The sequence below is a fragment of the Spirosoma flavus genome (genome assembly GCF_054778555.1).
Genome location: NZ_BAAGZL010000009.1, coordinates 43862 through 66968, shown reverse-complemented (window position 1 = coordinate 66968; position 23107 = coordinate 43862). Strand labels below are relative to the sequence as shown.

Here is a 23107-nt window from a genome sequence, read left to right as displayed (position 1 = left end):
TAGCTACTGCCCTCAAGCCAGGCTATAGTACCAAAAAAGGGATTACTATAACTTTTGATTGATTTTTAGTATTCGCATATTAATAATACGTTAACAACGTATCAAATGCCCAATTCGTGGCAGAATAACGCATTAAAGAAGCCGAATGCTGCCTTGGAAGAGTACAATTTCTTACTTTTCACAAAGCGGTTTTAGCATCACACGTTCCGAATCAGCTCCAGCAATTTGCGGTCGAGTTTGTGGCCGTGCCAATCTTCATACGCTACGTCGGTACGTCCCGAATCCAGCACGCCGAACGAACCCGAAAACTCCCACAGCGCAAAGCCGATCCCGTTGCTTGTCAGAATGTCGAGTACGTCACTGAACCAGGCCAGAAAAACAGGGTGGGGCGTTTTGTTCCAGCAGCCGCATTCGCCACAATGAACACCAACGCCTTTATTGACGAGATCAATCCAGGGTTGATAGAATTTGTCCAGTATGGCCCGACTTAGGTATTTATCGCCAACCTGCCCCGGCCATTTGGGTTCGGGTAAATGATCAGGATCTTTGTTGGCCCAGGGTGCTTTGTAGTGTGAAATAATTCCCGGATTATACCCCCGGCAACTCTGTGCAATGTCGAGGTCGGCAAGTTCGGGAATGACTGAACTTCCTACGTCGTTTCCATCCGCAATAATCAGGTGCTTTGGGTTTTCCTGGCGTATCGCTTTCATGGCTGCCTGCGCCACCTTTCGATACGTATCGCCAGGCACTGTGCTACGTTTCGAATGCTGGTCGTTCATATCGGCACGGAGGCTCGGCTCGTTCAAAAGATCGAAGCTGATTTTCTGCGACGATACGTCCTTGTATCGTTTGGCCCACATATTCCAGTGAAAACAAAAGGCATCAAGAGCGGCCTGGTCAGTCCAGAGGTTATAGGGTTCATTAAAACCCGCATTAACGCAGTAACCGGGGGCACGGTGCAGATTCAGGCTGACATGCAGGTTGTATTTGTGCGCCGTCGTCACTAACTGATCAATTCGATCAACGGCCTGCTGATCAATCTGATACACCTCTTCGGGCGTAATATTGCGGCTACGATCAAATTTAAGGTACGATGGATAAGCCATCGGCAGCCGTACAAAGTCGAAGCCCCAATCCTGCATCCATTTGAAGTAATCTTCTTTCGTGGCCGGGCGACTGTTGGCGGGGTCGGGCGAAAAGAAATCGAGCAGGTTAAAGCCTTTCCATTTGGGAAGCTTGTTTTTTGCTACGCTACGTTGCAGAGGGGCCGCTAGCAGGTCGGTGCCAGTTGCACTCAAAGCAGCCGCCAGCAAGCTGGTGTTCTGAATAAACGTTCGTCTTTCCATGCTACGTAGAGCCACCAATGCTGACTATCTACTGCAAAAATGGTAGAATTATAAAGTTGTAGAGTTGGCTGACGCTGGAATAATACCTGTGCGTCAGCCAACTCTGCAACTTTATAACTCTACAACTCTTTACCGTTTATTACGGCATGGTAATTAGCGATTCTACCTTATATTGGTATTGCTCGGTTTCGATTAGCTGGTTAGTGGTCTGGTTCCAGCGTTCGCGCTTGGTTACTCGCCCGTCGCTGTTGACATCATATTTGTAAGCATAGTTAAACAAAACTTTGTAAGGCGCATTCTGCGTGCGGCTGATGTTCTTGATAAGGTGCTTATTGAACGTACCAAATACTGGCAGAAACATTAACTCCGTCCCTTCGTCTATACCTTCGCCAAAAAATGAGAACTTGGGATTATGCGGGTGATAATCCTTCTGCTGTGTATCGTAACTGTATTTATCGGTATGAATAAGCGTTTCATTTTTTTGTACCGTTACCGAAATCAGATCACCATCGTTGTTGTAATTAAACAGGGTACTTTTTTCAGAAATCGGGTAATCTTCGTCATAGTATTTTACCAGTCGCTGATTCTGGTAACTATAAGCCAAATCCTTGACTTTGTTATAGTTACCTGTATTGTGGTTCAAAAGCCACAACTCGCTCCTTGCGGCTAAATTAGTGTTACTGAGGAAGATTATCAGTTTCCTTTCCGATATAGAGCCTGGGCCCCAACTCGTTGGCTGGTACGTATTTGCAATTATTCTGCTGGGGTTGGTTGCGTAGGTGAACGAAGTGCCTCTATTCCCGATATGGACATTCGCCAGTTTGCCGTCAGGGTAGTAGGATAATTCATAATCACCTAGTTTAATGACTGTATATTTTTTGGGGATTGTTGGGTTGATTGTCTGTACGGAGGCCTCATTTGTTACGTCAGACGGTTTAGCATTTGGTGCCATCGGCGAGAGTAGTGAGTCTTTTTCGCAGGATGTTAAGCTGATACAAAAAGCGAAACTCAGGGCACTGGTAGTAATTTTAAAAAAAGTGTTCATTGTACTTGTTGTTTGAAATTGTTTTGTGAATGATGCTCAATCATTTTGTGAAATTGAACATCACAAAGGTAGAGGGGCCCTTACCTCGCCTTCCAATCAGAACTGACAACACGTAGCCATGAATAAATAACTGGCAGGATTACCCTTGTAGTAAGAAATTAGAGAAGTAGATTCGACAACGTAGCAGCGTTCCTAAAACGATTTGTATCATTACGTATACGAACACGCTGCATCTGGCCCAACTATACACTCAGCGCTCATAACATTATAAGCCAATGACACATAGCCAATAAAATATAAATCTGCTGTTACGTTGAATAGGTAATAATAGAGGCATTAAGTAAAAACGGAGCCTGCCTGAGTTTATAGATCAATGGCCAACAATACGTAGTACGGCAAACGATACGTAGCGGCTGGAATAAACTAATAAGGAAATCAGATAATCATGAGAAAAACCCTCCTTACGCTGTGTCTGACAGCCCCCTGCCTATTTTCATTAACCGACAGTTTTGCGCAGAAAGGCAAGCCGCTGTATACCTTCCCCATTGGCGTTGAATCGTATACGTATCGAAATAGTTTTCCGAAAAATGTCATTGCTACGTTGGATACCATCAAAGCCTTGGGTATCACCGACATGGAAGGCGGAGCTCCTAAAGGCATGACCGAAGCCGAATTTAAAAAGCTTTGCAACGAACGGGGTATTCAGATTTCGGCAACGGGTGGCGGCTACGAGCAGTTAGCTAAAGATCCAATGGACGCCATCAACAAAGCCAAAGCGCTGGGAGCGTCCTATATCATGTGCGCCTGGATTCCTCATCAACGCGGAAGCTTTAATCTGGATAACGCCAAAAAAGCCGTTGAAGATTTCAACAGGATTGGTAAAACCATGAAAGACAACGGCATTACGTTCTGCTACCACAACCACGGCTATGAATTCCAGCCGCACGAAGGCGGTACGTTGTTCGACTACATCGTCAAGAATACCAACCCCGACTATGTATCGTTCGAGATGGATATTCTGTGGGCGCAGCACGGCGGTGCTGACCCGGTGGCCTTGCTGAAAAAATATGGCAATCGGTTCAAGCTGATGCACCTGAAAGACCTTAAAAAAGGCATCAAAGGCGACTTGACCGGCGGCACTCCTCCCGAAAACGACGTACCGCTGGGCGACGGCCAAGTGAACATTCCCGAAATACTACGTCTGGCAAAAAAAGCGGGGATTAAGCACTATTATATTGAAGATGAGAGCAATAAAGAATACGAGCAAATGCCCAAAAGCATCGCTTATATAAAGAGTTTGAAAGAGTGATAAGAGATTAGTTAATTTTCAACTTATTCTTATTGCTTAACACTCGTCTTTACCTACCGTGCACTTGTTCAGGCAGCCGCGTTACGTGGCTGCCTTTTTTAATGAAAAACAAGGCAGCCTATGAGGCAAAAAATGATGATCAATTCATTATTACTCACTACATTGATTATTATTCATGCGCTTCAATTATAACCTGTTTACGCCATGAAAACCTGTCGCCTGCTTTATTGGGTTTGGATAATCAGTTTCTGGCCAGGACTGAAGGTCAATGGGCAGTCAGTACCTGTAAGTATTAATGTCGATGCGGCAACAGTTGGCTACCGGATCAATGATGATTTTGTTGGCTTCAGTTTTGAGCAGAAAACCTTGACTACCGACGGTGGCGGTGGCACAACGCTGGGCAGTTTTTGGGTCGCTACGCCCACTGCCCTGACTCGTTTACGCAATCTTCTAATCAATATCAGCCCAAGTTCCGTTATTCGAATTGGCGGCAATACAGGCGACCAACTTGCCTGGAAATCAGGGAGTCGCGGAAGCAATACCAGCACCGCACAGCATTTCAATTCAGATATCGACAAGCTTTTTGGCTTTCTTAGTACCGTAAACTGGAAATGCATTTATACGGTCAATTTTGCAAAGGATAGCGCTACGTATGCCGGAAACGCCGTTGCTGAAGCTGTCGCCGAAGCCAGCTATATTCATGCTACGTATGGTGGTTTGCTGAAAAGCATCAGCATTGGCAACGAGCCGATGGCCTATGTAGTGAATAAATACCGAAACCCGTATAACCCTAGTCTATACGTAGCGAATTACCTGCCTGTATTCGATGGTATTAAAGCTGCTAACTCAGCCATCCCCATCAGTGGGGGAGACATTGGCCGACGTACCGAATACAACACCTGGAATGGTACGTATCTACAGCGTATGAACAACATATCCACTACGTCGCCCCCTCGGCCCATCAATACGTTCAACGTTCATGCCTACCCATTCCGAGCCGATGAACTAACCGGAACGCCCGAACAATCCATCGACGCTTTGATGAATTCATTGTCAGTGGGCAGTACGTTCCAAACCAATCTCAGTTATCTGGCTAACTTGGCCATTGCTAATAACACGCCGTTACGTATGTCGGAAACCAATACTATTTCGGGCGGGCAAGTCACTAACGTTTCGAACACGTTTGCCACCGGAATATGGATGCTTGATTATTTATACAGCCTGGCTATGTATAAGGCTGAAGGAGTTAATTTTCACAGTGGCGGCAACAGCACTAGTTACGCCCCGCTCTACCGGACAACTACGACCAACGGTACGTATGCTATTGGCGCGAATTACTATGGACTGCTGGCTTTTGTCGATGGTGCCCGAAATGGGCGATTATTGGCCGTAACTCCGCCAAATTCCAGCACCAATCCCCGCGCCAGCTATTACGCAACCACCAGCGACGATGGACGGACAGTGAAGATCACGCTGATTAACAAGGATTTTACGAATACTGTAAATGCCTCTGTGAACGTACCGGGTATCAATATTAACACAGCCAGCTATCAGACGCTACGTTCCCAAACCAACATGTTCGACGTAGCAGCCAATACGTTCTACGCCAATGCGCAAATAGCCGCTGATGGTAATTTCACGAAAGGAGTGCCGACTTCTCTGGCAGTATCAACTATGTCCCGCGTGAACGTAGCAGTGGCCCCCATGTCGGCCGTGGTCGTTACATTAACAGCCAGTAATCCACCTTTATACACGATAAAAACCGGCAATTGGACTGACCCTACCATCTGGTCCGAAAACCGACTGCCGACAGTAACTGACGTAGTGGTTTTGAAACACGCTGTTACCATTCCGACAGGTAGCGTGGCCCATGCCCAACGTATCGTGCACAATGCCAACAGCCCGCTTCTGTATAATTCAAGGACGCAGCTGAGGTTGGGTGGTTTGTAGGGCCTGACGAATGGCCATTGCCGCTGGTTTTCGCAAATACATCAGCCGACAGATACAGTTTTCGCTTCAGAAAATTGTATCTGTCGGCATACGTAACGTCGAATTTAGCTTACGGTAGAACCTGCCGCATATCAACCAATTCATTATCAGGGTCGGTGGCGACGATCTTCCGATAAATATCCAAGTCGCTCACTACGGGCAAACCGTATTTACTTTTCGGAAGATTATACGTTTGTTGCCGTGCCGATGAGGGAACAGTCAGCCAGAGTGTTAGAAACGTGAACAAAAAGTCAATTGCTACTACGCATCAATCCGATTTCATTTTTAAAAGGACAGGTTATTTGGCTTAGGGCAACCATTTTGACAGATGAGTTGCCATTCACTCTGAAATGAATCTTAAATACTCATTTACGTCTTTAAACAAGTATTAAATCCATTATTAGAGGTAAATTTGCGCCCTTTTTGCACTAAAAAACGTACTTCTGCGGCTAATTAAAGACGTAGAGTACGTATCTGGCTACAACCATAATGACAACAATTTCCTGCGGAATCGACTTCGGTACATCGAATACAAGTGTAGCTATTGACAAGGGTGGGAAAATCAGCCTTGTTCCCGTCGAAAATGGGAGTGTGACGATTCCCAGTGCCATCTTTTTCCGACGTAGCGATAATAATGCGTACTATGGCCGGGCGGCAGTTAACTTATTTTTCGACCGGCAGGAAGGGCGTTTCATGCGGAGTTTAAAACGGGTACTCGGTACGTCGCTGATGAAGCACGGTACGTTGGTGAATGGTACGTCCATGAATTTTTCGACCATCATTACAGCCTTTTTACGGCAGATAAAGGCAAAAGCTGACCTGATGGCGGGGCAGACTATTGAGCACGTAGTGATGGGGCGCCCGGTTCACTTTGTCGACAATGATCCGGGAGCCGATGTACGCGCCCAGGACGAATTGAAAGCCATTGCGCAGCGAATAGGCTTCAAACATATCGAATTTCAGTTTGAGCCCATCGCAGCCGCTTTTGCCCACGAAGTACGGTTAACCAGTGAAAAACTGGCAATTGTGGCCGATTTGGGGGGTGGTACGTCCGATTTTACCGTCATAAAACTCTCGGGCGCCAACACGCATAAAGCAGACCGTTCTTCCGACATTCTGGCGAATACTGGCGTCCGGATTGGTGGAAATGATTTTGATAAAGAGCTGAGCCTGGCGGCTATTATGCCGGAATTAGGGTACCGTAGCACCTACGGCGATAAGGGTCTGGAAGTGCCGCTAAAACCCTACCACGATCTGGCCGAGTGGAGTAAAGTCAACTTTCTGTACACGCCTAAAATGCTGATGCAGGTTAGACAGTTGCTTCACCAGTCGCACGATAAAAAACGGTATCGACGGCTCCTGCAAGTGCTTGAAGATGAGACAGGTCATTCACTGCTGGCAGCCGCTGAAGATGCCAAAATTGCGCTTACATCACAGCAGGAATATAACGCAGCCTTTACCTTTATAGAAAACGACTTTTTTATCCCGATTCAGCGTACGCTTTTCGACCAGGCGATTCAGGAAGACGTAGAAAAAATTACAGCTTCGGCCCGGCAGTGTCTTCAGGATGCGGGCGTTACAAACGAAGCCATCGATCTGGTTATTCTCACCGGAGGCACCACCGAAGTTCGCTCCATTCAGGAGGCTTTTGAACAGCTTTTCCCAAATGCCGCCATCGCCGACGAGAATAAACTTTCCAGCGTTGGACTTGGTCTGGCTTACGATAGCCAACATAAATTCGGCAGAAGTAGCCAAATTAATTCGATTGCTCCGCTACCAGAAGTGGGTTAAATGACGCTTCAGCCTAACCAATCAGTTTTTTAAAAGCCGATTCATTTCCTCATTTCGGGGTAATTTGCGGCTCGATTACTTACTACGTCGCATGAACCTGCTTCTGCTCAAGCTTACCCTCATTCCAACGATTGTTGCACTGGTCACCCTTGCTATTCGGAAGTGGGGTGGAAAAATCGGGGGGTTGATCGGAAGTATGCCCTGGGTGGCTGGTGTCATTCTGGTATTTTTTATACTGGAGCAGGGTAAAACTTTTGGTATTGAGTCGATACAAGGGTCGATGACAGGCATACTTGCCCTCATTACTTTTTGTCTGAGTTATGCTGCTTTTTCCCGAAAACTAACCTGGCTGCCTACACTCCTGATTTCCTACGTATTATATACAATAACGGCGGTCATTTTCGACTATTTACGTCTCAATTTAACCCTGAGTTACATGATCGTCCTGAGCTACGTAGTACTAACGCTCTACGTTTTCCCATCGCCAACGGCTCCACCCGCCAACACCCGAAGGTTACCGTTCGACATCCCTATCCGCATGGGCGTTGCGACGTTATTTGTGCTGATTATTACCGGTTTAGCACACGTACTAGGCCCAAATTGGAGTGGTATCTTAACTCCATTTCCCATTCTGACGTCTGTACTCGCCATTTTCTCCCACACGCTTCAGGGCAGCAATGCGGTCATTGTCACGTTACGGGGTCTGGTAATGGGATTACTGGGCTTCACTACGTTTCTTTTTCTACAGGCGCACTGGCTGCCCCAATTCCCAATTGCTACGTCGTTCGGGATGGCGCTGGTTATCAATGCGTTCATCAACGTAGTGGCGAGTAAGGTTTGGTAAATAAATTAACGAGCCAGCAATACACAGCACATACATTGGTTAGCCTATAAAGCGTCCAGTGCCTGCTCCAGATCGCTGAGCAAATCCTCTACGTTCTCAATACCAACCGAATAACGTATCAGGCTTTCAGGAATACCCAATTGTTTACGTTGGGCTTCAGTCAGTTCGACATGGCTTGTGGTACGTGGTGGTCCAGCTAACGTACTGACTGAACCAAGGCTAGCTGCCAGATGAACAAACTGAAGCTTGGGCAAAAATTTCTTTACTTCTTCGTAACCGCCGTTCAGCGAGAAACTCATAATGCCGCCAAAACCCGACATTTGTGCTTTGGCAATTTCGTGCCCCGGATGCGTATCAAGGCCCGGATAAAATACGTCGCTGACTTTGGGATGTGCTTTTAGATACTGCGCAATTTTCAGCGCCGACGCATTCTGGCGCTCAATACGAAGTTCCAGCGTTTTCATGCCCCGCGCCAACAGATACGCCGGGTCGGCCTGGAGACTAGCTCCGTTTATTTCCCGAAACTGAAACACTTTCTCAACCAGCTCTTTATTGCCACAAAGCAGTCCGCCCATCGCATCCGAATGGCCGCCCAGAAATTTTGTGGCGCTGTGAATCACCAGATCGGCACCCAACGCCAATGGATTCTGATTAATCGGCGTGGCAAATGTATTGTCGACAACCGTAACAGCGCCTACGTTTTTAGCCGCAGCCGCCAGTCGTTTTATATCGACGATTTTCAGCGTTGGATTCGTAGGCGTTTCCAGATACAATACGTCGCAGCCTTTGGCGATTTCTGTTTCTAGCTGGTCGAAATCGGTGGTATCGCACAACGTAACGGCCACCTGATAACGGGGCAGGAAATCCAGAAAAAGACGACTTGCGCCCCCGTACGTGTCTTTGATGGAAACAACGCGCTTGCCGGGTTCCAGCAACGCAAACAACGTATTGCTGATTGCGCCCATTCCCGTCGCAAACGACGTAGCAGCTTCGGCGCTTTCCAACATCCGGATTTTTTCTTCCAGCACATGTACGGTCGGGTTGGTATTGCGGCTGTAGATATAACCTTCAGCTTTGCCCGTCGCTACGTTGTGCCATTCATCCAGATCGTCGTATGCGAACGCCACGCTTTTCACAATTGGCGACGTAACAGCTCCTTTGGTAAACAGTTCGGTTTCACCCGCCCATACCGACGTAGTGCTTTTTTTATACTTCGAAAAATCCATAATACGGTAGTGATCAAGTCTGGCAGTGGTGGTAATAATACGGAAAACCAGCCGTATCGCGGAAAGAGATCCGCCATTTTGAGCCAATAATGCAGGTTTCTAATTACGTTACGACTTTAGAATGGCAGGAATTAACTAAATTTTGGCACTGTCACTTGTACACCCAGGTATTATGTCCAAGAATCTTCTGCTACGTCATTTATTTCTAATTCTGTTCGCTCTACTACCATTCTCGCTTCCAGCTTCCGCTCAAACCAAGATCACGTTAGCTGAATTGCGGTCGAAAATTGAGAAGGAACTGAGTCAATATCCGTTCACTTACGCCCTCGCGTTCAAGAATTTAAGTACCGGGCAGGAATTGCTGATGAACGAACGGGAAGTGTTTCATGCGGCCAGTACCATGAAAACGCCGGTCATGATTGAAGTCTACAAACAACAGGCGCAGGGTAAACTGTCGCTCAGAGACTCGATGCTCATTAAAACCGATTTCAAAAGTATTGTTGATGGAAGCCCATATTCACTGACGGCCAAGCAGGATAGTGATACGCTTATCTACAAGCAAGCTGGTGCCAAGTGGACGCTTGCGGATTTAGTTTTCAACATGATTACCATGAGCAGCAACCTGGCTACCAACCTGATTATCGAACGGGTCGGTGGGCCGAACGTAACACAAACCATGCGCGATCTGGGTGCGCGCGACATTCAGGTTCGGCGGGGTGTCGAAGATTCGAAAGCGTTTGCCCAGGGGCTGAACAACACCACGACTGCCTACGACTTAATGGTCATTTTCGACAAAATAGCAAATGGGCAGGCCGTAAACCCCGAAGCGTCGCAGGGTATGATTACTACGTTGCTGGCCCAGAAACTGAACTCGGTCATACCGGCGAAAATCCCGAAAGACGTAAAAGTAGCGCACAAAACCGGCTCTATTACGGGCGTTCAGCATGATTCTGGTATCGTTTTCCTACCCGATGGCCGGAAATACGTATTGGTACTCATGTCAAAGAACGTCAAAGACGATGAGGCTATCGATGGTATTCTGGCTACTGTTTCGCAATGGATTTATGAGTACGTAACAGCACGATAACGTAGCGTTTATTTACGTTGGAGCCTTATAGAAAAGCGGCCTGCTTCTGCCATTTTGAACACCGACAAAAGCGTGATTAGTACCCGTTGTATAATTCGCGGATGGTATCGAGGTGTTTTGCCAGTCGGGGTTGTGCGGCCATTTGGACTTTGATATGCTTCAGGGTTTCGGAAGAGAGCTGCGGATTCCGGCTGATGATATCGACACCTTCGGGAGTAAAAAGCGTTTTTGAAAACCAGATTACCGCCCACTGGCCGTTTGGGTCGATCATCGCTACGTTCCATTTGCTACGTAGTAAACTCAGTAACCCTTTTCCCCGCCAGACGAAAGCCGTCGAATCAGACTCGTCCTGACAATCGTAACCCGTCAGCGTTTTCGTTTTGCCGTTTTTCAGGTATTTAACCTCGTCGAGTAATACGTTGCTATTAGCTTTTTTGTCTGTTCGCGAATACGTAAACGTCGGATTCAGTTTGTCGCCTTTGAGCCACATTGGAAAATTGGTGCTGAAAATAAACCACGTACCGAGTAAGGCAGGAATCAGATTGGTCATAAAAAGAAACGCTGAAGTGTACCGTTCTTTACAGTTTTAGTTTGATACGTAGCTTACCTAGCACCGCCGTAATCCCAATAATCACCATCGCAAAAAGCAGCGATTTAACCAAACCAATGGCACCAACTTTTAGGGAATCAGGCAGCGAAAAGCCCAATAACGAACCAACGCTGTAATAAACGTAGGGAATCAGGTAGCAGGTCAATGTACTGGTTCCTGCCGGTTTTATGAAATCAAATGTATGTGTTTTCCCCTGCAAATCGACCCACCAGTAAATAACGGCATAAACGATAAAGGCGATTCCGCAGCATAGGAAAACCCAGGTGGGGGTTGCCTGAATTTTTGAAATAATAAAATAATTTCGGGCCGCCACCCCCGCCAGCAAAAACACGATACCAATGCACACATAACGTAGCGGCAGCAGCTGGCGCTGATTTTTTTCAGATAAATACGTCAGCAGATACGTAGCAAGAACACCGGCAAACGTAAACGAACTAAACGCTCCGTTGCCAAGAATCCAGTCTTTCGGTCCGTCGGGCCAGATGGTTTTCAACCAGCCAGCGTGTCCGGCTAGGCAGACCAACGTAAAGACTCCCCAGGCCACAAACAGCAGCACAGGCGATTTGTGAATAAATAAGTAAACAATAGCACAGGTCAGGTACGTCCAGCCGATGAGCCCCAGAATACCCCACCACTGTGGCGTCATTCCTACCAACTGCCCGTTGGAATCACCTCGGTAACGTAGCGCCAGATAAATGAGCAGCGCAGCGCCAAGTACCTGTAAACCAAGGAATAACCACCGCATCCAGTCGCTACGTTTCGGATATTGATTCCAGATCAGGAAGAACGACAGTACCATCAGAATCTGAAACCAAGATTTACTCAACCCGGTCGCTGCTACATTCAGATCGGAAATATTAACGGTGAAAACGCCCATGATCAGCAGCGCAACCGAACGTAGCACGATATGGCCAATGAGCTGACCATACGTGTCGCCTTTGTCGAGCCGCTGCCGGATGGCGTACGGGATCGACATTCCTACGATGAACAGAAAACAGGGGAACACTACGTCGGAGAATCCCAGAAAATCCTGGTCGGCTTTGGAGTGTTCGAGCCAGTTCGGAATGCCGGTCAGCGTCCAGAAATCATTGACAAAAATCATCGTCAACATCGTCAAAGCCCGAAACACATCGATGGAAAATACCCGACTCGATGTGCGGTTCAACATACTGGTTTCTTTCTGTAGAGTTGTCATAACAGTAACGCGGACATGTTGTCCGCCAGTTAACATTGCGGACAACATGTCCGCGTTACGTTTGTCCGCTAGTGAACAAGGAATGTCCGGTTGCGTACACTTCTAAAAGCTGGCACAATCAATAATCCTTTGACAATCAAATAGTTAATTTTACTGGCACAATCGTTGGCATATAGTACTCGAACAGTAAACAACGCTACTTGAACGCAGTAAACAACGAACTTTCAACACTAAACACAAATACTACCATGTTACCTGTAATGACTAAATTCATCGGTTCGATTCTTCTGAGTGCTTCCATGCTAACGAACCCAACTACTCCCAAAGCACTCTCGTTCGAAGCCAGCGCTTTTGTGACGGTCAACAATCAAATTCGGGTTGCGGTCAATAAATCCCCCGAAAAAGCAGTTGCCGTTTTTCTCCGCAACAAAGAAGGTCAGATTCTTTTTCAGGACCATATCCGTAAGGCCGACGTGAATTATGCCGTGAAAATGAATGTAGATGAGTTGACCGATGGTGACTATGAACTGGAAATCAAATCGGCTGAAGGCAGCATCGTCAAACAAATTACGCTGGCTACCAAATCTAAAGCTACTAATCGGGTAGTTGCTCTGCAATAATTTTTAGTACGAATACAACCTGAAATCGGGTTTTTTGCCAGCAACATAGCAGTTGCAGCAAAAAACCCGAATTTTTTTTATGGACGCTGTAATGTTTTTCCCACTCAGTCGTCTATGCTATTGACATGGATGTACAAGCTTTCAAACAACGAATTCTGCCAGTTCAGGGGCGCCTTTTTCGGGTAGCGCAACTCTTTCTGCGTAACCGCGAAGAAGCCGAAGATGCCTTGCAGGATGTGATGTTACGGCTCTGGAGCAACCGCCAGCAACTGGAAACGTATCAGAGTCTGGAAGCACTGGCCGTACAGATGACCCGTAATCTGTGTCTCGACAAATTGAAGGCGCACAGTCGGCAGAAGATGGCCACCGACGGCGATTTACCTGAAGTACAGGCCTCAACCGCAACGCCTTATCAGCAACTCGAAGCCGCCGACAGTAACGAGCTGATTCATCGGTTGATGGAAGATCTGCCCGACCAGCAACGGTTCATTCTGCACCTGCGCGACGTTGAGGAATATTCATTCGAGGAAATCGAGCAACTTACTGGACTCAGTGTCAACAATATCCGGGTAATCTTGTCGCGGGCCCGGCAACGACTCCGCGACAGTTACACAAAAGCCAACGATTATGAAGCCGACTATTGAGAAGTTATTGGAAAAATATTACGACGGCGAAACCACGCTGGACGAAGAAAAAGAACTGCGGGCCTATTTTCAGCAGGACAACATTCCGGCGCATCTGCAAAGTCACGCCCCTCAGTTCCGCTACTTCGCCAATGCACGCAGCGAGCATCCGTCGCTTAAATCGATCAATGCGTTAGCCAACCGACTGAATGCCCCCGAACCGAATTGGGTCGTTCGGGCCGGGTCGTGGGGCGTGCGACTGGCCGCCAGCATCGGACTTTTGATCTTAGGATTTGGTGGAGGATTGGTATACAACCAATTGCGTCCATCAGCCGGAAAGGGCGCTAATTTCTCTTTCGCGTCAGAAACGGCTCCCGCCAAGAGTCTGAAACAAACGCTGGCTTTTGAGCAACTCGCCAAAACGTCGGCCAGCGAACGTATCGACGCCATTAACCAGAGCTACGAAATCACCCAGGCCGATCAGGAAATTACCCAGTTGCTGCTCAATACGTTGAATTTTGATGCCAATGTGAACGTGCGGCTGGCGGCCTGTCAGGCACTGGCGCGTTTCGAACGGGAACCCAGCGTGCGTGATGGCCTGATTCAGTCGCTGAAAGTGCAGACCGATCCGAACGTACAGATTACGCTTATCGACGTACTGGTGAGCATCAAGGAACGACGGGCCGTCGAAGAGATGCAGCGACTGGCCCAGAATCAGGAAGCGCTGGACGCTGTACGACTGAAAGCGGAAGAAGGAATCCATACACTGAACGAAAATTCACCATCGTAAAAAAACCATTCACCACTAAATATTTCATAACCAATTAATTACCAACAAATACTAATGAAAAAATCAATTTTATTGAGTGCCAGTTTACTCGTGGGTATCATCACGGCCCAGGCGCAGGGCAACGAGTACAAGACCAAACTGGCCAATGCTAAAGACCGAAAAGTGACCATTGAGATGGACGCTGCAAATCTCAAAATCGAAGGCCACAACAGCGATGAGGTGATTATTCAGGCCTCGTCGGGTTACGAAGCTCCTCCCGAACGAGCTAAAGGACTGAAACCCATTTATAACACGGCTACTGACAATACCGGTATTGGCCTATCGGTGACGCCGGAAGGGAATGGTCTCAAAATTGAAAAAGCGGCTCGAAAGCAAATCAAATACACGATTAAGCTCCCCCGTAAAGTGGCCATCCTGTATCAGGAAGTCAATTGGCATGGATCGGGTATTAACATCAGCAACATGGACGGCGATCTGGAAATACGTACTAACAACTCGCAGATTGACCTCAACAACGTAACGGGTCCGGTGGTAGCCAACACCATAAACGGCGAAGTAAACGTAACGTTTTCATCATTGAGTCAGGATAAACCGACGGCTATTTCGACCATCAATGGCCCTATCGACATTACGTTACCCGCAACTGCCAAGTCCGACCTGAAATTACGGTCTATTCAGGGCGAAATGTACACGGATTTTGATCTGGGCGTGAAAATGAACAAAGACGGCATGAACCGGGTGGGCGGTGGACGTAACATCGATGGGTCGACCAACGGCGGGGGTGTTGAGATGCAGCTCAAGACCATCAACAGTAATATCTACATCCGGAAACAGAAATAAACCCCTCCGTCTACTGTGATGAAAAATCTACTATTCCTCCTTCTAACGGCTACGTTGGCGTTGCCTTCTTTGGCCCAGCGTATTGTCCAGAAAACGCTGCCCGTTAGTAAAGACCAGATCGTGAATCTGAACCTGAAATTTGCGGATAGCATTCAGGTTCGCTACTGGGACAAGTCCGAATTATCAGTACGCATCGCCGTGACGATCAACGGTGGTAAACTTGATGATGCTTTGGTCGTAACCACTAACTCAATAGCTGGTGAAGTAAGTCTGAAGACCGATTACGATAAAGAGCTTATTAAGAAAGGCAAACCTGAAGACTGCCCCGACCAGAAATACTCGACCTGGAGCAATGACCGCGACGGAACACGTACCGTCGTGTGCAGCGATATAAATTACGTTGTATATCTGCCCCGGCAGGCGCAGCTCAAACTCGAAACCATCAACGGGAATATCGACATTCAGGGAGCAACGGCACCGGTTATGGCCAAATCCATCAGTGGGTTTGTCGACATGAGTTGGCCTAAATCGAAAGGTGCCAATGTGGAGATGAAAACCATTACGGGCGAGGTATACTCCAATCTGGATATCGCCTTTAAGGGTAAAAAAGAGAGACATTCGCACGTAGGTTATCTGCTGGAAGGCACCGTACAGGGCGGTGGTCCAATGGTACGTCTCGAATCCATCAGCAACGACGTATTTCTGCGAGAGCAGAAATGAGTGATGAGAGATGATAGCTAAACGGTCCGCCGTAGCGGCTTGCCGACGCACTCAATAAAAACTTGCGTCGGCAAACCGCTACGGCGGACCGTTTAGCTATCATCGTTTAATTTTCAACTCCTGCTCGATACGTAGCAATCTCTGGTCGTAGTGCTCCCGCATAGCCTGGATTTCTGCTTTCTGTTTCTGGTTTTCTTTTTCAAGCTGAATGCTGTAGAGGGTCAATTCCTCAATCTTTTTGAGCAACGTAGCATCCATCTTCGCTACGTCGATACCCTGCTTTACTACGTCCTCAGCCGCCGGTACGTCCGGTAAATGTTTGTGCTGGTGAACGTAACGCGCTACCTCCGATAATTCTTTGAGCTGATACGTATCGTCAAAAACGTAGTCGCTCCATTCACTACTATTTTTGATAGCCACCTTCACCTTTTCGGTCAGAATTCCTCCTTCCACAAACAGTTTGTAGCCTGCTGGAATGCGTGCTACGTTAGTTCCAATGATGACCGCGTCGTTCTGAGTACTCTGCAAAAAACCACCGTTACGTTGCCAGAATGACTCCACCACACCTTCCCGCGCCGAGCCGTTCAGACTGCCCAGCACTACGTCCCCTTGACCGTTCACCGTCAGAAACTTGGTCTGATTCACCACACTTGCCGGTGAACCACTCGTCAGATTTGTCAGCCGCAAGCCCGACTGGTTAGCACTGCCTTTGGTAATTTCCAAGGTATTAGCCGGGGCCGAATTACCAATGCCTACGGTAGAGCCCGGTGCTCCCAGAATTACGGAGTTGCTGGTGGTAACGATGGCGTTCACCCCGATGGCGGTCGAGTTGTTGACCGTAGGGCCGCCGGTGCCAGCCTGGAAACCAATGAAGGTGTTCTGCGTGCCAGCTCCGTTGCCCGCATAGTTAGCGGCCCGTCCGATGTAGGTGTTGTTCTGTCCCGTCGCGTTGCCATAGCCGGAGCCATCACCAATAAACGTATTGCCTAGCCCAGAGGTGTTGTTGTAGCCTGAGCCATTGCCAATGAACAGGTTATAGGAACCGTTGCTCTGATAACCTGCCAACTGGCCCATAAACAGGTTGGCGATACCAGTAGTATTGGAGTAGCCTGTCTGAGAGCCGATAAATACATTGGCATTGGCCGTGGTGTTGTTATAACCCGCCCGGTTGCCTACAAACACATTGCCTGCCCCGCTGGTATTATTGACTCCAGTCCCATAGCCGGTAAAGGTGTTCTGATTACCGGTATTATTTCGGTTACCAGAATTGGAGCCAATGAAGGTATTATCGGTGCCAGAGGTGTTGCTTTTCCCAGCGAAAGAGCCCAGAAAGGCGTTGGATATTCCAGTGGTATTTTCACGACCAGCCTGAAAACCGACAAAGGCGTTGGACGTACCGGTTGTGTTGGTATAGCCTGATTCTGAACCAATAAATGTATTTTGCAAAGCCGACGTATTGGAGTAACCCGCCCTGTAGCCGATAAATGTGTTATTATCACCGGAAGTAAGTGCGCGGCCAGCATTACTTCCTAAAAAAGCATTGTACCGCCCGGTAGAACCAGTCTGAATATTACCCGTACCAGCTCCATTTCCTACAAACGTATTTTCCATACCTGAGAAGAAATACGCGCCTGCTGATATCCCCAGATAGGTATTATTGGTACCAGTTGTGTTAAAATAACCGGCACCACTTCCTACAAACGTATTATTACTCGCGGTGTTAATTATCCCCGCTGAATAACCGATAAATGTATTATTATCGCCTGTTTTCGTATCATTACCGGCCGTATAGCCAATCATTGTGTTATACCTTCCTTCGGTCATGTCGTACCCGGCACCCGGCCCCAGCAATGTATTAAATAGACCCGGAGCCGAAGAATTTCCCAGGTTGACAATATAATTATTGAAACCGTATTGGGCCATAGCAGGCGTACTTCCTAGCAGGAATAACAGATAAATGACTCGCATAAGGCTTGTTGGCTTAGATTAACTTATTGATTAGTAGCAACTAAAGTAGGTATAGCCTAACCAAATATCAACCTGAGCAATGCCTATTTAGGCTACGGTAAAGCGCGTACTTAACGATGAGTACTTTTGTAGTGAACGACCAATCATCGTTCATTACTTAATTCGACTGCGTTTGACCGATTCGGATAACTGTTCCGGGAGAAGACAGATTAAGCGTGCCCTGAATGGTGAGCGTTTTGGCGTTTCCGGTTGAATTGAGCTGCACCCGATGCCCAGGACTGATGGTAGCATTGTAGAGTACACTAGGTGTTAAGCCACAGGTCCAGGTAGCGCTGGCAGTCCAGCCGCCGGAATTTACGGATTCTACGCGCCCATCGGAGGTGGTAACTGGAAGCTGGACGCTGGCAATTTTATTGCGAATCTGATTGCCCGGCAACGGACCAAAGCCATTCGCAAAGTTGACACCCCGGTTCGTGTTGTAGCAATAGCTCATAATAGTACCTCCGTTTACCGGCGCGGGACCAGCCGTACAGGGACCATTTTCGGGATAGGCGCAGTTGTCTATCGGACCGCCCGGCCAGCCGCACCAGTGCGTATGATGCGAACTAAAGTTGTGGCCTAGCTCGTGCGCTATCGCATTCACTTCCCAGGAAAAAGTCGGATAAGGCGCAGCGAAGGCAGGATTGAGTCCTCCGTTGAGCGAATACGCAGTCGATTTATCGGAAAGACCATTATAGCCATCCGCCAGACCACCTCCAAGGTTTCGGCTGCTCATTAGATGCGCTATCTGGCCCGGAAAGCCATTCCCAAAATTACTCCAGTGACTTTTAAAAGCCGCTAAAGTTGCTGCGGACGTAGTGGCGGTACTGTAGGGGTCGGTTGTGTTCCAGATATACAGTTGTGCCAATTGCACGTAAACATTTTCGTTGCGGTATAACGTAGTGACCTGATTGAATACAAAGAGTATATCCTCGGTCAAATCTGCTACGTTGCCGCCATAAGATTGGTAAAGTGCATAATCAGCTTCGAGATAGATACCCACGTATTTTACGCAGACATTGGATTTCGTCATCTTTTCGCCGGGAGACGCCAGTAACACTGACGTGCCTTCATCCGCTACGTTACAGGCAAATGGGCGAACTTTCGTTTGTACAGCCTGCTCATTGTACAGCACGTAATCGGTTAGCAAATCCGCTCTTTTTCGTTGCTTCGTCAGAACCCGGTTGCCGGTGCTGTCGGAAATTAACCCTACTACGTTTTCATCCGAAAAAGCCAGGGCCACCACCGAGCGGGGATTATTTTTAATCATGCCCTGATAATACGTAACGTGGCTGGCTTCAAACCGAAACGTAGTGTCAGGCGAGTGGGTCACTACGTTGAAGCCGGGTGCAAAAAGATTTACAGGCACTAGTTCCAGCTCCAGACTACCCTGAGTAGTTGGGAGTGATATTTCCAGCAATGCCCGTTTCTGACTGCGAATGAATTTTAATACATTGATATTGAGCGTTAACCTGTCGATGCGTTGGGTTGTATCCAGGGCGTTCGTGAGGGCTTTGGTGGTTCCGTTAGCCGTAAATAGATTCGTGAACGTATCGGTTTTACCCATCGTTCGGGCCTGTGCGATGGCTTTTTCGAGTGGTCTTTCCTGCGCCCATCCCACGGCCGACATCAACCACAAACACAACAGCACAACGCGCATAAATTTCTGAAGTAACAAGTTAACCATCAACCGAACGCAACTACCAGGGCTTTTTCATATCTACTGCAAAACACAACAATTTACCATACTTTTCCGGCATATCAACGGAAGATTTAGGGAATGGGTAGACGTAGTGAATCAATGGGTCTATTCTTAAGACTTGATTAACCGATGAGGTAACATGACCCTTCCTTCGCCTTGCCCCCGCCCTAGGCTTTTCGCTGGCATAGTAGATATTCCAAGAATTGCCATTTGCCAGATAGGTTGTCTTTGTTTTCCATGTCGTTACTGATTACGTTTCTCGGCATTCTAGCGCTGATTGTGCTCATTTCTATTGTCCGATTGCACACATTTCTGGCTTTTCTGGCGGTGTCTATCAGCGTTGGTCTCGCGTTGGGGCTCAAGCCACTGGCGATTGTGGATGCCATTCAGAAAGGCATTGGCGGTACGTTAGGGTCGATTACAGCCATTATCGCACTGGGAGCTATGTTGGGCAAACTTGTAGCGCAAAGTGGTGCAGCCCAACGTATTGCCGTGGCAATTATGGATATAGTCGGAACCCGTCACGCCCGTTGGGCTTTTCTGGTTACGGGCTTTATTGTCGGATTGCCGCTGTTTTATTCGGTGGGATTTATGCTGCTGGCTCCGCTGGTCATTACGGTAGCTTACCGTTACAAACTTCCGGCGTTGTATATCGGCTTACCGATGTTGGCCTCGCTATCCGTGACGCAGGGTTATCTGCCGCCCCACCCGGCTCCACTGGCTATTCTCAAACAGTTCAATGCCAGCATGGGGCTCACCCTTTTCTACGGCATTCTGGTTTCAATTCCAGCCATTCTGGTTTCAGGAGCCCTGTTCGGCGCTACGTTGAAACGCTACACGACATTGCCAAATCCAGCATTTATCGCCCCCGATCTCAGCGACGAACAGATGCCTTCCACGGGCGTGAGTTTTCTAACGGTGCTGTTTCCGATTCTGCTCATCGGCCTAAGTGCGCTCATCAGCCCGTTTCTCCCTGCCGATTCTGTAAGTCAGCAGATACTGCTTTTTTTGGGTGAACCGATTGTAAGTATGTTTTGCGCGGTTGTGCTGGCCATGTTTACGTTAGGACTCTGGGGTGGCAAAACTACGACTGAAGTTACTACGTTACTGGGCGATGCGGTTAAAGATGTTGCCTTGCTTTTTCTTATTTTTGGTGGGGCCGGTGCACTGAAGCAGGTACTTACCGACGGTGGTGTTAATCAGGCAGTTGCCGACCTCATGCACGGCTCGTCGTTGCACCCCTACGTACTGGCCTGGGGCATGGCGGCCCTTATCCGTGTCAGCGTGGGTTCATCGACTGTTTCGGGCATCACAACGGCGGGTTTCATGGCTCCCCTGCTTACGGTGTCGGGGGTAGAACCGAATCTGATGGTGCTGAGTATCGGTGCGGGGAGTATGATGTTTTCGCACGTGAACGATACGGGTTTCTGGCTATTTCGGGAGTATTTTCAACTGTCGATGGTCGATACGCTCAAAACCTGGTCGGTTATGGAAACGCTAGTTTCAGTGTCGGGATTGTTGGGTGTGCTGGTGGTGGATTGGGTTATTCGCTAACCCGGTTAGGTAAAGTCACCCCGAACATAATGAATACAATGAAAAAAGAAGCTTGCTACTACGTGTCAACCCGTTCCTTACGTCTGCCTTTTCTTTTATTGTTATGGGTTGCTACGTGCGCTTACGGGCAAACGACCGGCAAAGGCGACCGGATCAGCGGGGCTAATTTCGCTACACGCAGCCCAATTCTGGGTCGTCATGGGATGGTTGCCACCAGTCACCCGCTGGCGACGCAAATTGGGCTCGATATACTGAAACAGGGCGGCACAGCCGTTGATGCGGCTATTGCGGCTAACGCTGCATTGGGTGTCGTGGAGCCGAACAATGGCGGGATTGGTGGCGATTTATTTGCCATTGTCTGGTCGGCAAAAGACAAGAAATTATACGGACTGAACGCCAGCGGACGCTCACCCAAAGGACTCTCCTATGATTCACTACGTTCAATGCTGGGCACTCGCCAGTTGCTGCCCCTCTACGGTCCATTGTCGGTTTCGGTACCGGGTGCGGTTGATGGGTGGTTTCAGCTTCACCAACGCTTTGGCAAGTTACCCATAGCAAGTCTACTGAAGCCGAGTATTCAGTACGCCCGCGAAGGGGTGCCCGTTCCGCAGGTGATTGCCTTTTCCTGGCAGGTAGCTGCTCGCCGACTGGCTGAAAGTCAGGCCATTGTCGGCGAGTTCGGCAATTTCCAAAAGACATTTCTCATTGACGGCAAAGCGCCCGTCGAAGGCCAGCTCTTTCGAAATCCTGACCTGGCTGCTACGTACCAGAAAATTGCTACGGGCGGACGTAACGCTTTTTACACGGGCGCCATTGCCGATACCATCGATCGCTACGCTCGTCGGGCGGGGTTATTTCTACGAAAAGTTGATTTAGTTGCCCACCGCAGTACGTGGATTGAACCCGTTTCGGTCAATTATCGGGGTTATGACGTATTCGAGTTACCCCCAAACGGACAGGGGATTTCGGTGCTGCAAATGCTGACTATTCTGGAAGGATTTGACCTGAAAAAACTAGGCCATAACTCTGCCGATTACCTGCATTTGTTGGTTGAAGCTAAAAAATTAGCGTTTGAAGACCGCGCCCGTTATTACGCCGATCCGGATTTTGCCAAAGCCTCAACCCAATGGCTGCTATCGAAAGAATATGCCGCCCAACGCCGTAAATTAATTGACCCAACCAAGGCTTCGGAACGTATCGATGCTGGCGAACCCGCCCTTCGTGCTGGCGACACGGTGTACCTGACCGTAGCCGACCAGGAAGGCAATATGGTATCGCTGATTCAAAGCAACATGCTGGAATTTGGCAGTGGCATGGTACCAAATGGCCTAGGTTTCGTATTTCAAAACCGGGGTACCAGCTTCTGCATGACGCCCAAGCACGCCAATGTTTATGCGCCGGGGAAACGTCCCTTTACGACCATCATTCCCGGCTTCGTTCTGAAAAATGGAGAGCCGTTTTTAAGCTTTGGCGTGATGGGTGGCGCTATGCAACCACAGGGCCATTTACAGGTTTTGTGCAATATTATCGACTTCAATATGAATGTGCAGGAAGCTGGCGATGCCGCTCGATTCAGCCACTCTGGCAGCAGCGAACCTACCGGCACACTCATGACGGATGGCGGTAAACTAGCTTTAGAAAGCGGCATCGCGCCAATGATACGTACTGAACTCGAAAAACGCGGTCACCATCTGACTCCAACCGATTTTTTTGGTGGTTATCAGGCCATTCAATGGGATTCTCAAAACCGCATTTACTGGGGCGCTACCGAAATGCGAAAAGATGGCCAGGCGGCTGGCTATTAGCCAA

General features: G+C 48.3%; 20 protein-coding genes. 12 read left to right on the top strand and 8 right to left on the bottom strand.

All coding sequences use genetic code 11. The features are described 5' to 3' along the window. Nucleotides 1–197: 197 nt before the first annotated feature. Nucleotides 198–1346 carry a glycoside hydrolase family 5 protein gene (locus tag ACYVF1_RS30085; RefSeq protein ID WP_461086031.1) on the bottom strand — a complete coding sequence of 383 codons (1149 nt, stop codon included), beginning with the start codon at nucleotides 1344–1346 and terminating at the stop codon, nucleotides 198–200. A 139-nt stretch (nucleotides 1347–1485) separates the two neighbouring features. Further along, the gene (locus ACYVF1_RS30080; protein WP_461086030.1) at nucleotides 1486–2391 is read right to left on the bottom strand and encodes a hypothetical protein; all 906 of its coding nucleotides are present in this window, start codon (nucleotides 2389–2391) and stop codon (nucleotides 1486–1488) included. Nucleotides 2392–2836: 445 nt separating this feature from the next. On the opposite strand from ACYVF1_RS30080, the gene ACYVF1_RS30075 reads away from it, so the two are divergent. Continuing rightward, nucleotides 2837–3700, top strand: coding sequence for a sugar phosphate isomerase/epimerase family protein (locus ACYVF1_RS30075; RefSeq protein ID WP_461086028.1), 864 nt, complete (start codon nucleotides 2837–2839; stop codon nucleotides 3698–3700). Nucleotides 3701–3904: 204 nt separating this feature from the next. Next, entirely contained in the window at nucleotides 3905–5650 is a 1746-nt protein-coding gene (locus ACYVF1_RS30070; RefSeq protein WP_461086026.1) for a hypothetical protein, read from the top strand. Nucleotides 5651–5759: 109 nt separating this feature from the next. Here ACYVF1_RS30070 and ACYVF1_RS30065 read toward each other — a convergent pair whose 3' ends face one another. Beyond that, on the bottom strand, nucleotides 5760–5936 hold the full coding sequence (locus tag ACYVF1_RS30065) for a hypothetical protein (RefSeq protein WP_461086024.1): 177 nt from the start codon (nucleotides 5934–5936) through the stop codon (nucleotides 5760–5762). Between the two features lie 242 nt (nucleotides 5937–6178). Here ACYVF1_RS30065 and ACYVF1_RS30060 point away from each other — a divergent pair, with 242 nt between their 5' ends. Both ACYVF1_RS30060 and ACYVF1_RS30055 read left to right on the top strand, forming a co-directional pair. Continuing rightward, nucleotides 6179–7480 carry an Hsp70 family protein gene (locus ACYVF1_RS30060; RefSeq protein WP_461086021.1) on the top strand — a complete coding sequence of 434 codons (1302 nt, stop codon included), beginning with the start codon at nucleotides 6179–6181 and terminating at the stop codon, nucleotides 7478–7480. Nucleotides 7481–7571: 91 nt separating this feature from the next. Beyond that, a complete protein-coding gene (locus ACYVF1_RS30055) occupies nucleotides 7572–8324 on the top strand; it encodes a hypothetical protein (RefSeq protein WP_461086019.1) in 753 nt (250 codons plus the stop codon). A gap of 44 nt (nucleotides 8325–8368) precedes the next feature. Here the strand turns inward: ACYVF1_RS30055 and ACYVF1_RS30050 are convergent, their stop codons facing one another. Beyond that, nucleotides 8369–9550, bottom strand: coding sequence for a cystathionine gamma-synthase family protein (locus tag ACYVF1_RS30050; protein ID WP_461086017.1), 1182 nt, complete (start codon nucleotides 9548–9550; stop codon nucleotides 8369–8371). Nucleotides 9551–9722: 172 nt separating this feature from the next. Between ACYVF1_RS30050 and ACYVF1_RS30045 the strand changes: the two genes are divergently transcribed. After that, nucleotides 9723–10637, top strand: a complete 915-nt coding sequence (locus ACYVF1_RS30045; protein WP_461086015.1) for a serine hydrolase — start codon at nucleotides 9723–9725, stop codon at nucleotides 10635–10637. Between the two features lie 76 nt (nucleotides 10638–10713). On the opposite strand, the gene ACYVF1_RS30040 is transcribed toward ACYVF1_RS30045, so the two are convergent. Next, a complete protein-coding gene (locus ACYVF1_RS30040; protein WP_461086013.1) occupies nucleotides 10714–11187 on the bottom strand; it encodes a lipocalin/fatty acid-binding family protein in 474 nt (157 codons plus the stop codon). Between the two features lie 28 nt (nucleotides 11188–11215). After that, entirely contained in the window at nucleotides 11216–12442 is a 1227-nt protein-coding gene (locus ACYVF1_RS30035; protein ID WP_461086011.1) for a DUF5009 domain-containing protein, read from the bottom strand. A gap of 260 nt (nucleotides 12443–12702) precedes the next feature. On the opposite strand from ACYVF1_RS30035, the gene ACYVF1_RS30030 reads away from it, so the two are divergent. The 5 genes from ACYVF1_RS30030 to ACYVF1_RS30010 all read left to right on the top strand — a co-directional run bounded on the left by ACYVF1_RS30030 (nucleotide 12703) and on the right by ACYVF1_RS30010 (nucleotide 16035). Beyond that, the gene (locus tag ACYVF1_RS30030) at nucleotides 12703–13062 is read left to right on the top strand and encodes a hypothetical protein (RefSeq protein WP_461086009.1); all 360 of its coding nucleotides are present in this window, start codon (nucleotides 12703–12705) and stop codon (nucleotides 13060–13062) included. Nucleotides 13063–13187: 125 nt separating this feature from the next. After that, nucleotides 13188–13706 carry an RNA polymerase sigma factor gene (locus ACYVF1_RS30025; RefSeq protein ID WP_461086007.1) on the top strand — a complete coding sequence of 173 codons (519 nt, stop codon included), beginning with the start codon at nucleotides 13188–13190 and terminating at the stop codon, nucleotides 13704–13706. Beyond that, complete coding sequence (locus tag ACYVF1_RS30020; RefSeq protein ID WP_461086005.1) at nucleotides 13690–14475, top strand: HEAT repeat domain-containing protein; 786 nt, start codon at nucleotides 13690–13692, stop codon at nucleotides 14473–14475. The genes ACYVF1_RS30025 and ACYVF1_RS30020 overlap by 17 nt, the downstream gene beginning before the upstream one ends. Before the next feature lie 54 nt (nucleotides 14476–14529). Continuing rightward, entirely contained in the window at nucleotides 14530–15315 is a 786-nt protein-coding gene (locus tag ACYVF1_RS30015) for a DUF4097 family beta strand repeat-containing protein (RefSeq protein ID WP_461086003.1), read from the top strand. Nucleotides 15316–15333: 18 nt separating this feature from the next. Beyond that, a complete protein-coding gene (locus tag ACYVF1_RS30010; protein ID WP_461086001.1) occupies nucleotides 15334–16035 on the top strand; it encodes a DUF4097 family beta strand repeat-containing protein in 702 nt (233 codons plus the stop codon). Between the two features lie 99 nt (nucleotides 16036–16134). Here the strand turns inward: ACYVF1_RS30010 and ACYVF1_RS30005 are convergent, their stop codons facing one another. Next, the gene (locus ACYVF1_RS30005) at nucleotides 16135–18003 is read right to left on the bottom strand and encodes a beta strand repeat-containing protein (RefSeq protein WP_461085999.1); all 1869 of its coding nucleotides are present in this window, start codon (nucleotides 18001–18003) and stop codon (nucleotides 16135–16137) included. Between the two features lie 157 nt (nucleotides 18004–18160). Further along, nucleotides 18161–19702, bottom strand: coding sequence for a M12 family metallo-peptidase (locus ACYVF1_RS30000; RefSeq protein WP_461085997.1), 1542 nt, complete (start codon nucleotides 19700–19702; stop codon nucleotides 18161–18163). 279 nt (nucleotides 19703–19981) lie between these two features. Between ACYVF1_RS30000 and ACYVF1_RS29995 the strand changes: the two genes are divergently transcribed. Both ACYVF1_RS29995 and ggt read left to right on the top strand, forming a co-directional pair. Beyond that, entirely contained in the window at nucleotides 19982–21298 is a 1317-nt protein-coding gene (locus ACYVF1_RS29995; RefSeq protein ID WP_461085995.1) for a gluconate:H+ symporter, read from the top strand. A 29-nt stretch (nucleotides 21299–21327) separates the two neighbouring features. Continuing rightward, nucleotides 21328–23103: a gamma-glutamyltransferase gene (gene ggt, locus ACYVF1_RS29990; protein ID WP_461085993.1), complete on the top strand. Its 1776-nt coding sequence runs from the start codon at nucleotides 21328–21330 to the stop codon at nucleotides 23101–23103. Nucleotides 23104–23107: the final 4 nt, after the last annotated feature.

Excerpts from the sequence above, each read along its gene's own strand:
- ACYVF1_RS30085 (WP_461086031.1), bottom strand. The coding sequence starts at position 1,346 with ATGGAAAGACGAACGTTTATTCAGAACACCAGCTTGCTGGCGGCTGCT.
- ACYVF1_RS30080 (WP_461086030.1), bottom strand. The coding sequence starts at position 2,391 with ATGAACACTTTTTTTAAAATTACTACCAGTGCCCTGAGTTTCGCTTTT.
- ACYVF1_RS30075 (WP_461086028.1), top strand. The coding sequence starts at position 2,837 with ATGAGAAAAACCCTCCTTACGCTGTGTCTGACAGCCCCCTGCCTATTT.
- ACYVF1_RS30070 (WP_461086026.1), top strand. The coding sequence starts at position 3,905 with ATGAAAACCTGTCGCCTGCTTTATTGGGTTTGGATAATCAGTTTCTGG.
- ACYVF1_RS30060 (WP_461086021.1), top strand. The coding sequence starts at position 6,179 with ATGACAACAATTTCCTGCGGAATCGACTTCGGTACATCGAATACAAGT.
- ACYVF1_RS30055 (WP_461086019.1), top strand. The coding sequence starts at position 7,572 with ATGAACCTGCTTCTGCTCAAGCTTACCCTCATTCCAACGATTGTTGCA.
- ACYVF1_RS30050 (WP_461086017.1), bottom strand. The coding sequence starts at position 9,550 with ATGGATTTTTCGAAGTATAAAAAAAGCACTACGTCGGTATGGGCGGGT.
- ACYVF1_RS30045 (WP_461086015.1), top strand. The coding sequence starts at position 9,723 with ATGTCCAAGAATCTTCTGCTACGTCATTTATTTCTAATTCTGTTCGCT.
- ACYVF1_RS30040 (WP_461086013.1), bottom strand. The coding sequence starts at position 11,187 with ATGACCAATCTGATTCCTGCCTTACTCGGTACGTGGTTTATTTTCAGC.
- ACYVF1_RS30035 (WP_461086011.1), bottom strand. The coding sequence starts at position 12,442 with ATGACAACTCTACAGAAAGAAACCAGTATGTTGAACCGCACATCGAGT.
- ACYVF1_RS30030 (WP_461086009.1), top strand. The coding sequence starts at position 12,703 with ATGACTAAATTCATCGGTTCGATTCTTCTGAGTGCTTCCATGCTAACG.
- ACYVF1_RS30025 (WP_461086007.1), top strand. The coding sequence starts at position 13,188 with ATGGATGTACAAGCTTTCAAACAACGAATTCTGCCAGTTCAGGGGCGC.
- ACYVF1_RS30020 (WP_461086005.1), top strand. The coding sequence starts at position 13,690 with ATGAAGCCGACTATTGAGAAGTTATTGGAAAAATATTACGACGGCGAA.
- ACYVF1_RS30015 (WP_461086003.1), top strand. The coding sequence starts at position 14,530 with ATGAAAAAATCAATTTTATTGAGTGCCAGTTTACTCGTGGGTATCATC.
- ACYVF1_RS30010 (WP_461086001.1), top strand. The coding sequence starts at position 15,334 with ATGAAAAATCTACTATTCCTCCTTCTAACGGCTACGTTGGCGTTGCCT.
- ACYVF1_RS30005 (WP_461085999.1), bottom strand. The coding sequence starts at position 18,003 with ATGCGAGTCATTTATCTGTTATTCCTGCTAGGAAGTACGCCTGCTATG.
- ACYVF1_RS30000 (WP_461085997.1), bottom strand. The coding sequence starts at position 19,702 with ATGCGCGTTGTGCTGTTGTGTTTGTGGTTGATGTCGGCCGTGGGATGG.
- ACYVF1_RS29995 (WP_461085995.1), top strand. The coding sequence starts at position 19,982 with ATGTCGTTACTGATTACGTTTCTCGGCATTCTAGCGCTGATTGTGCTC.
- ggt (WP_461085993.1), top strand. The coding sequence starts at position 21,328 with ATGAATACAATGAAAAAAGAAGCTTGCTACTACGTGTCAACCCGTTCC.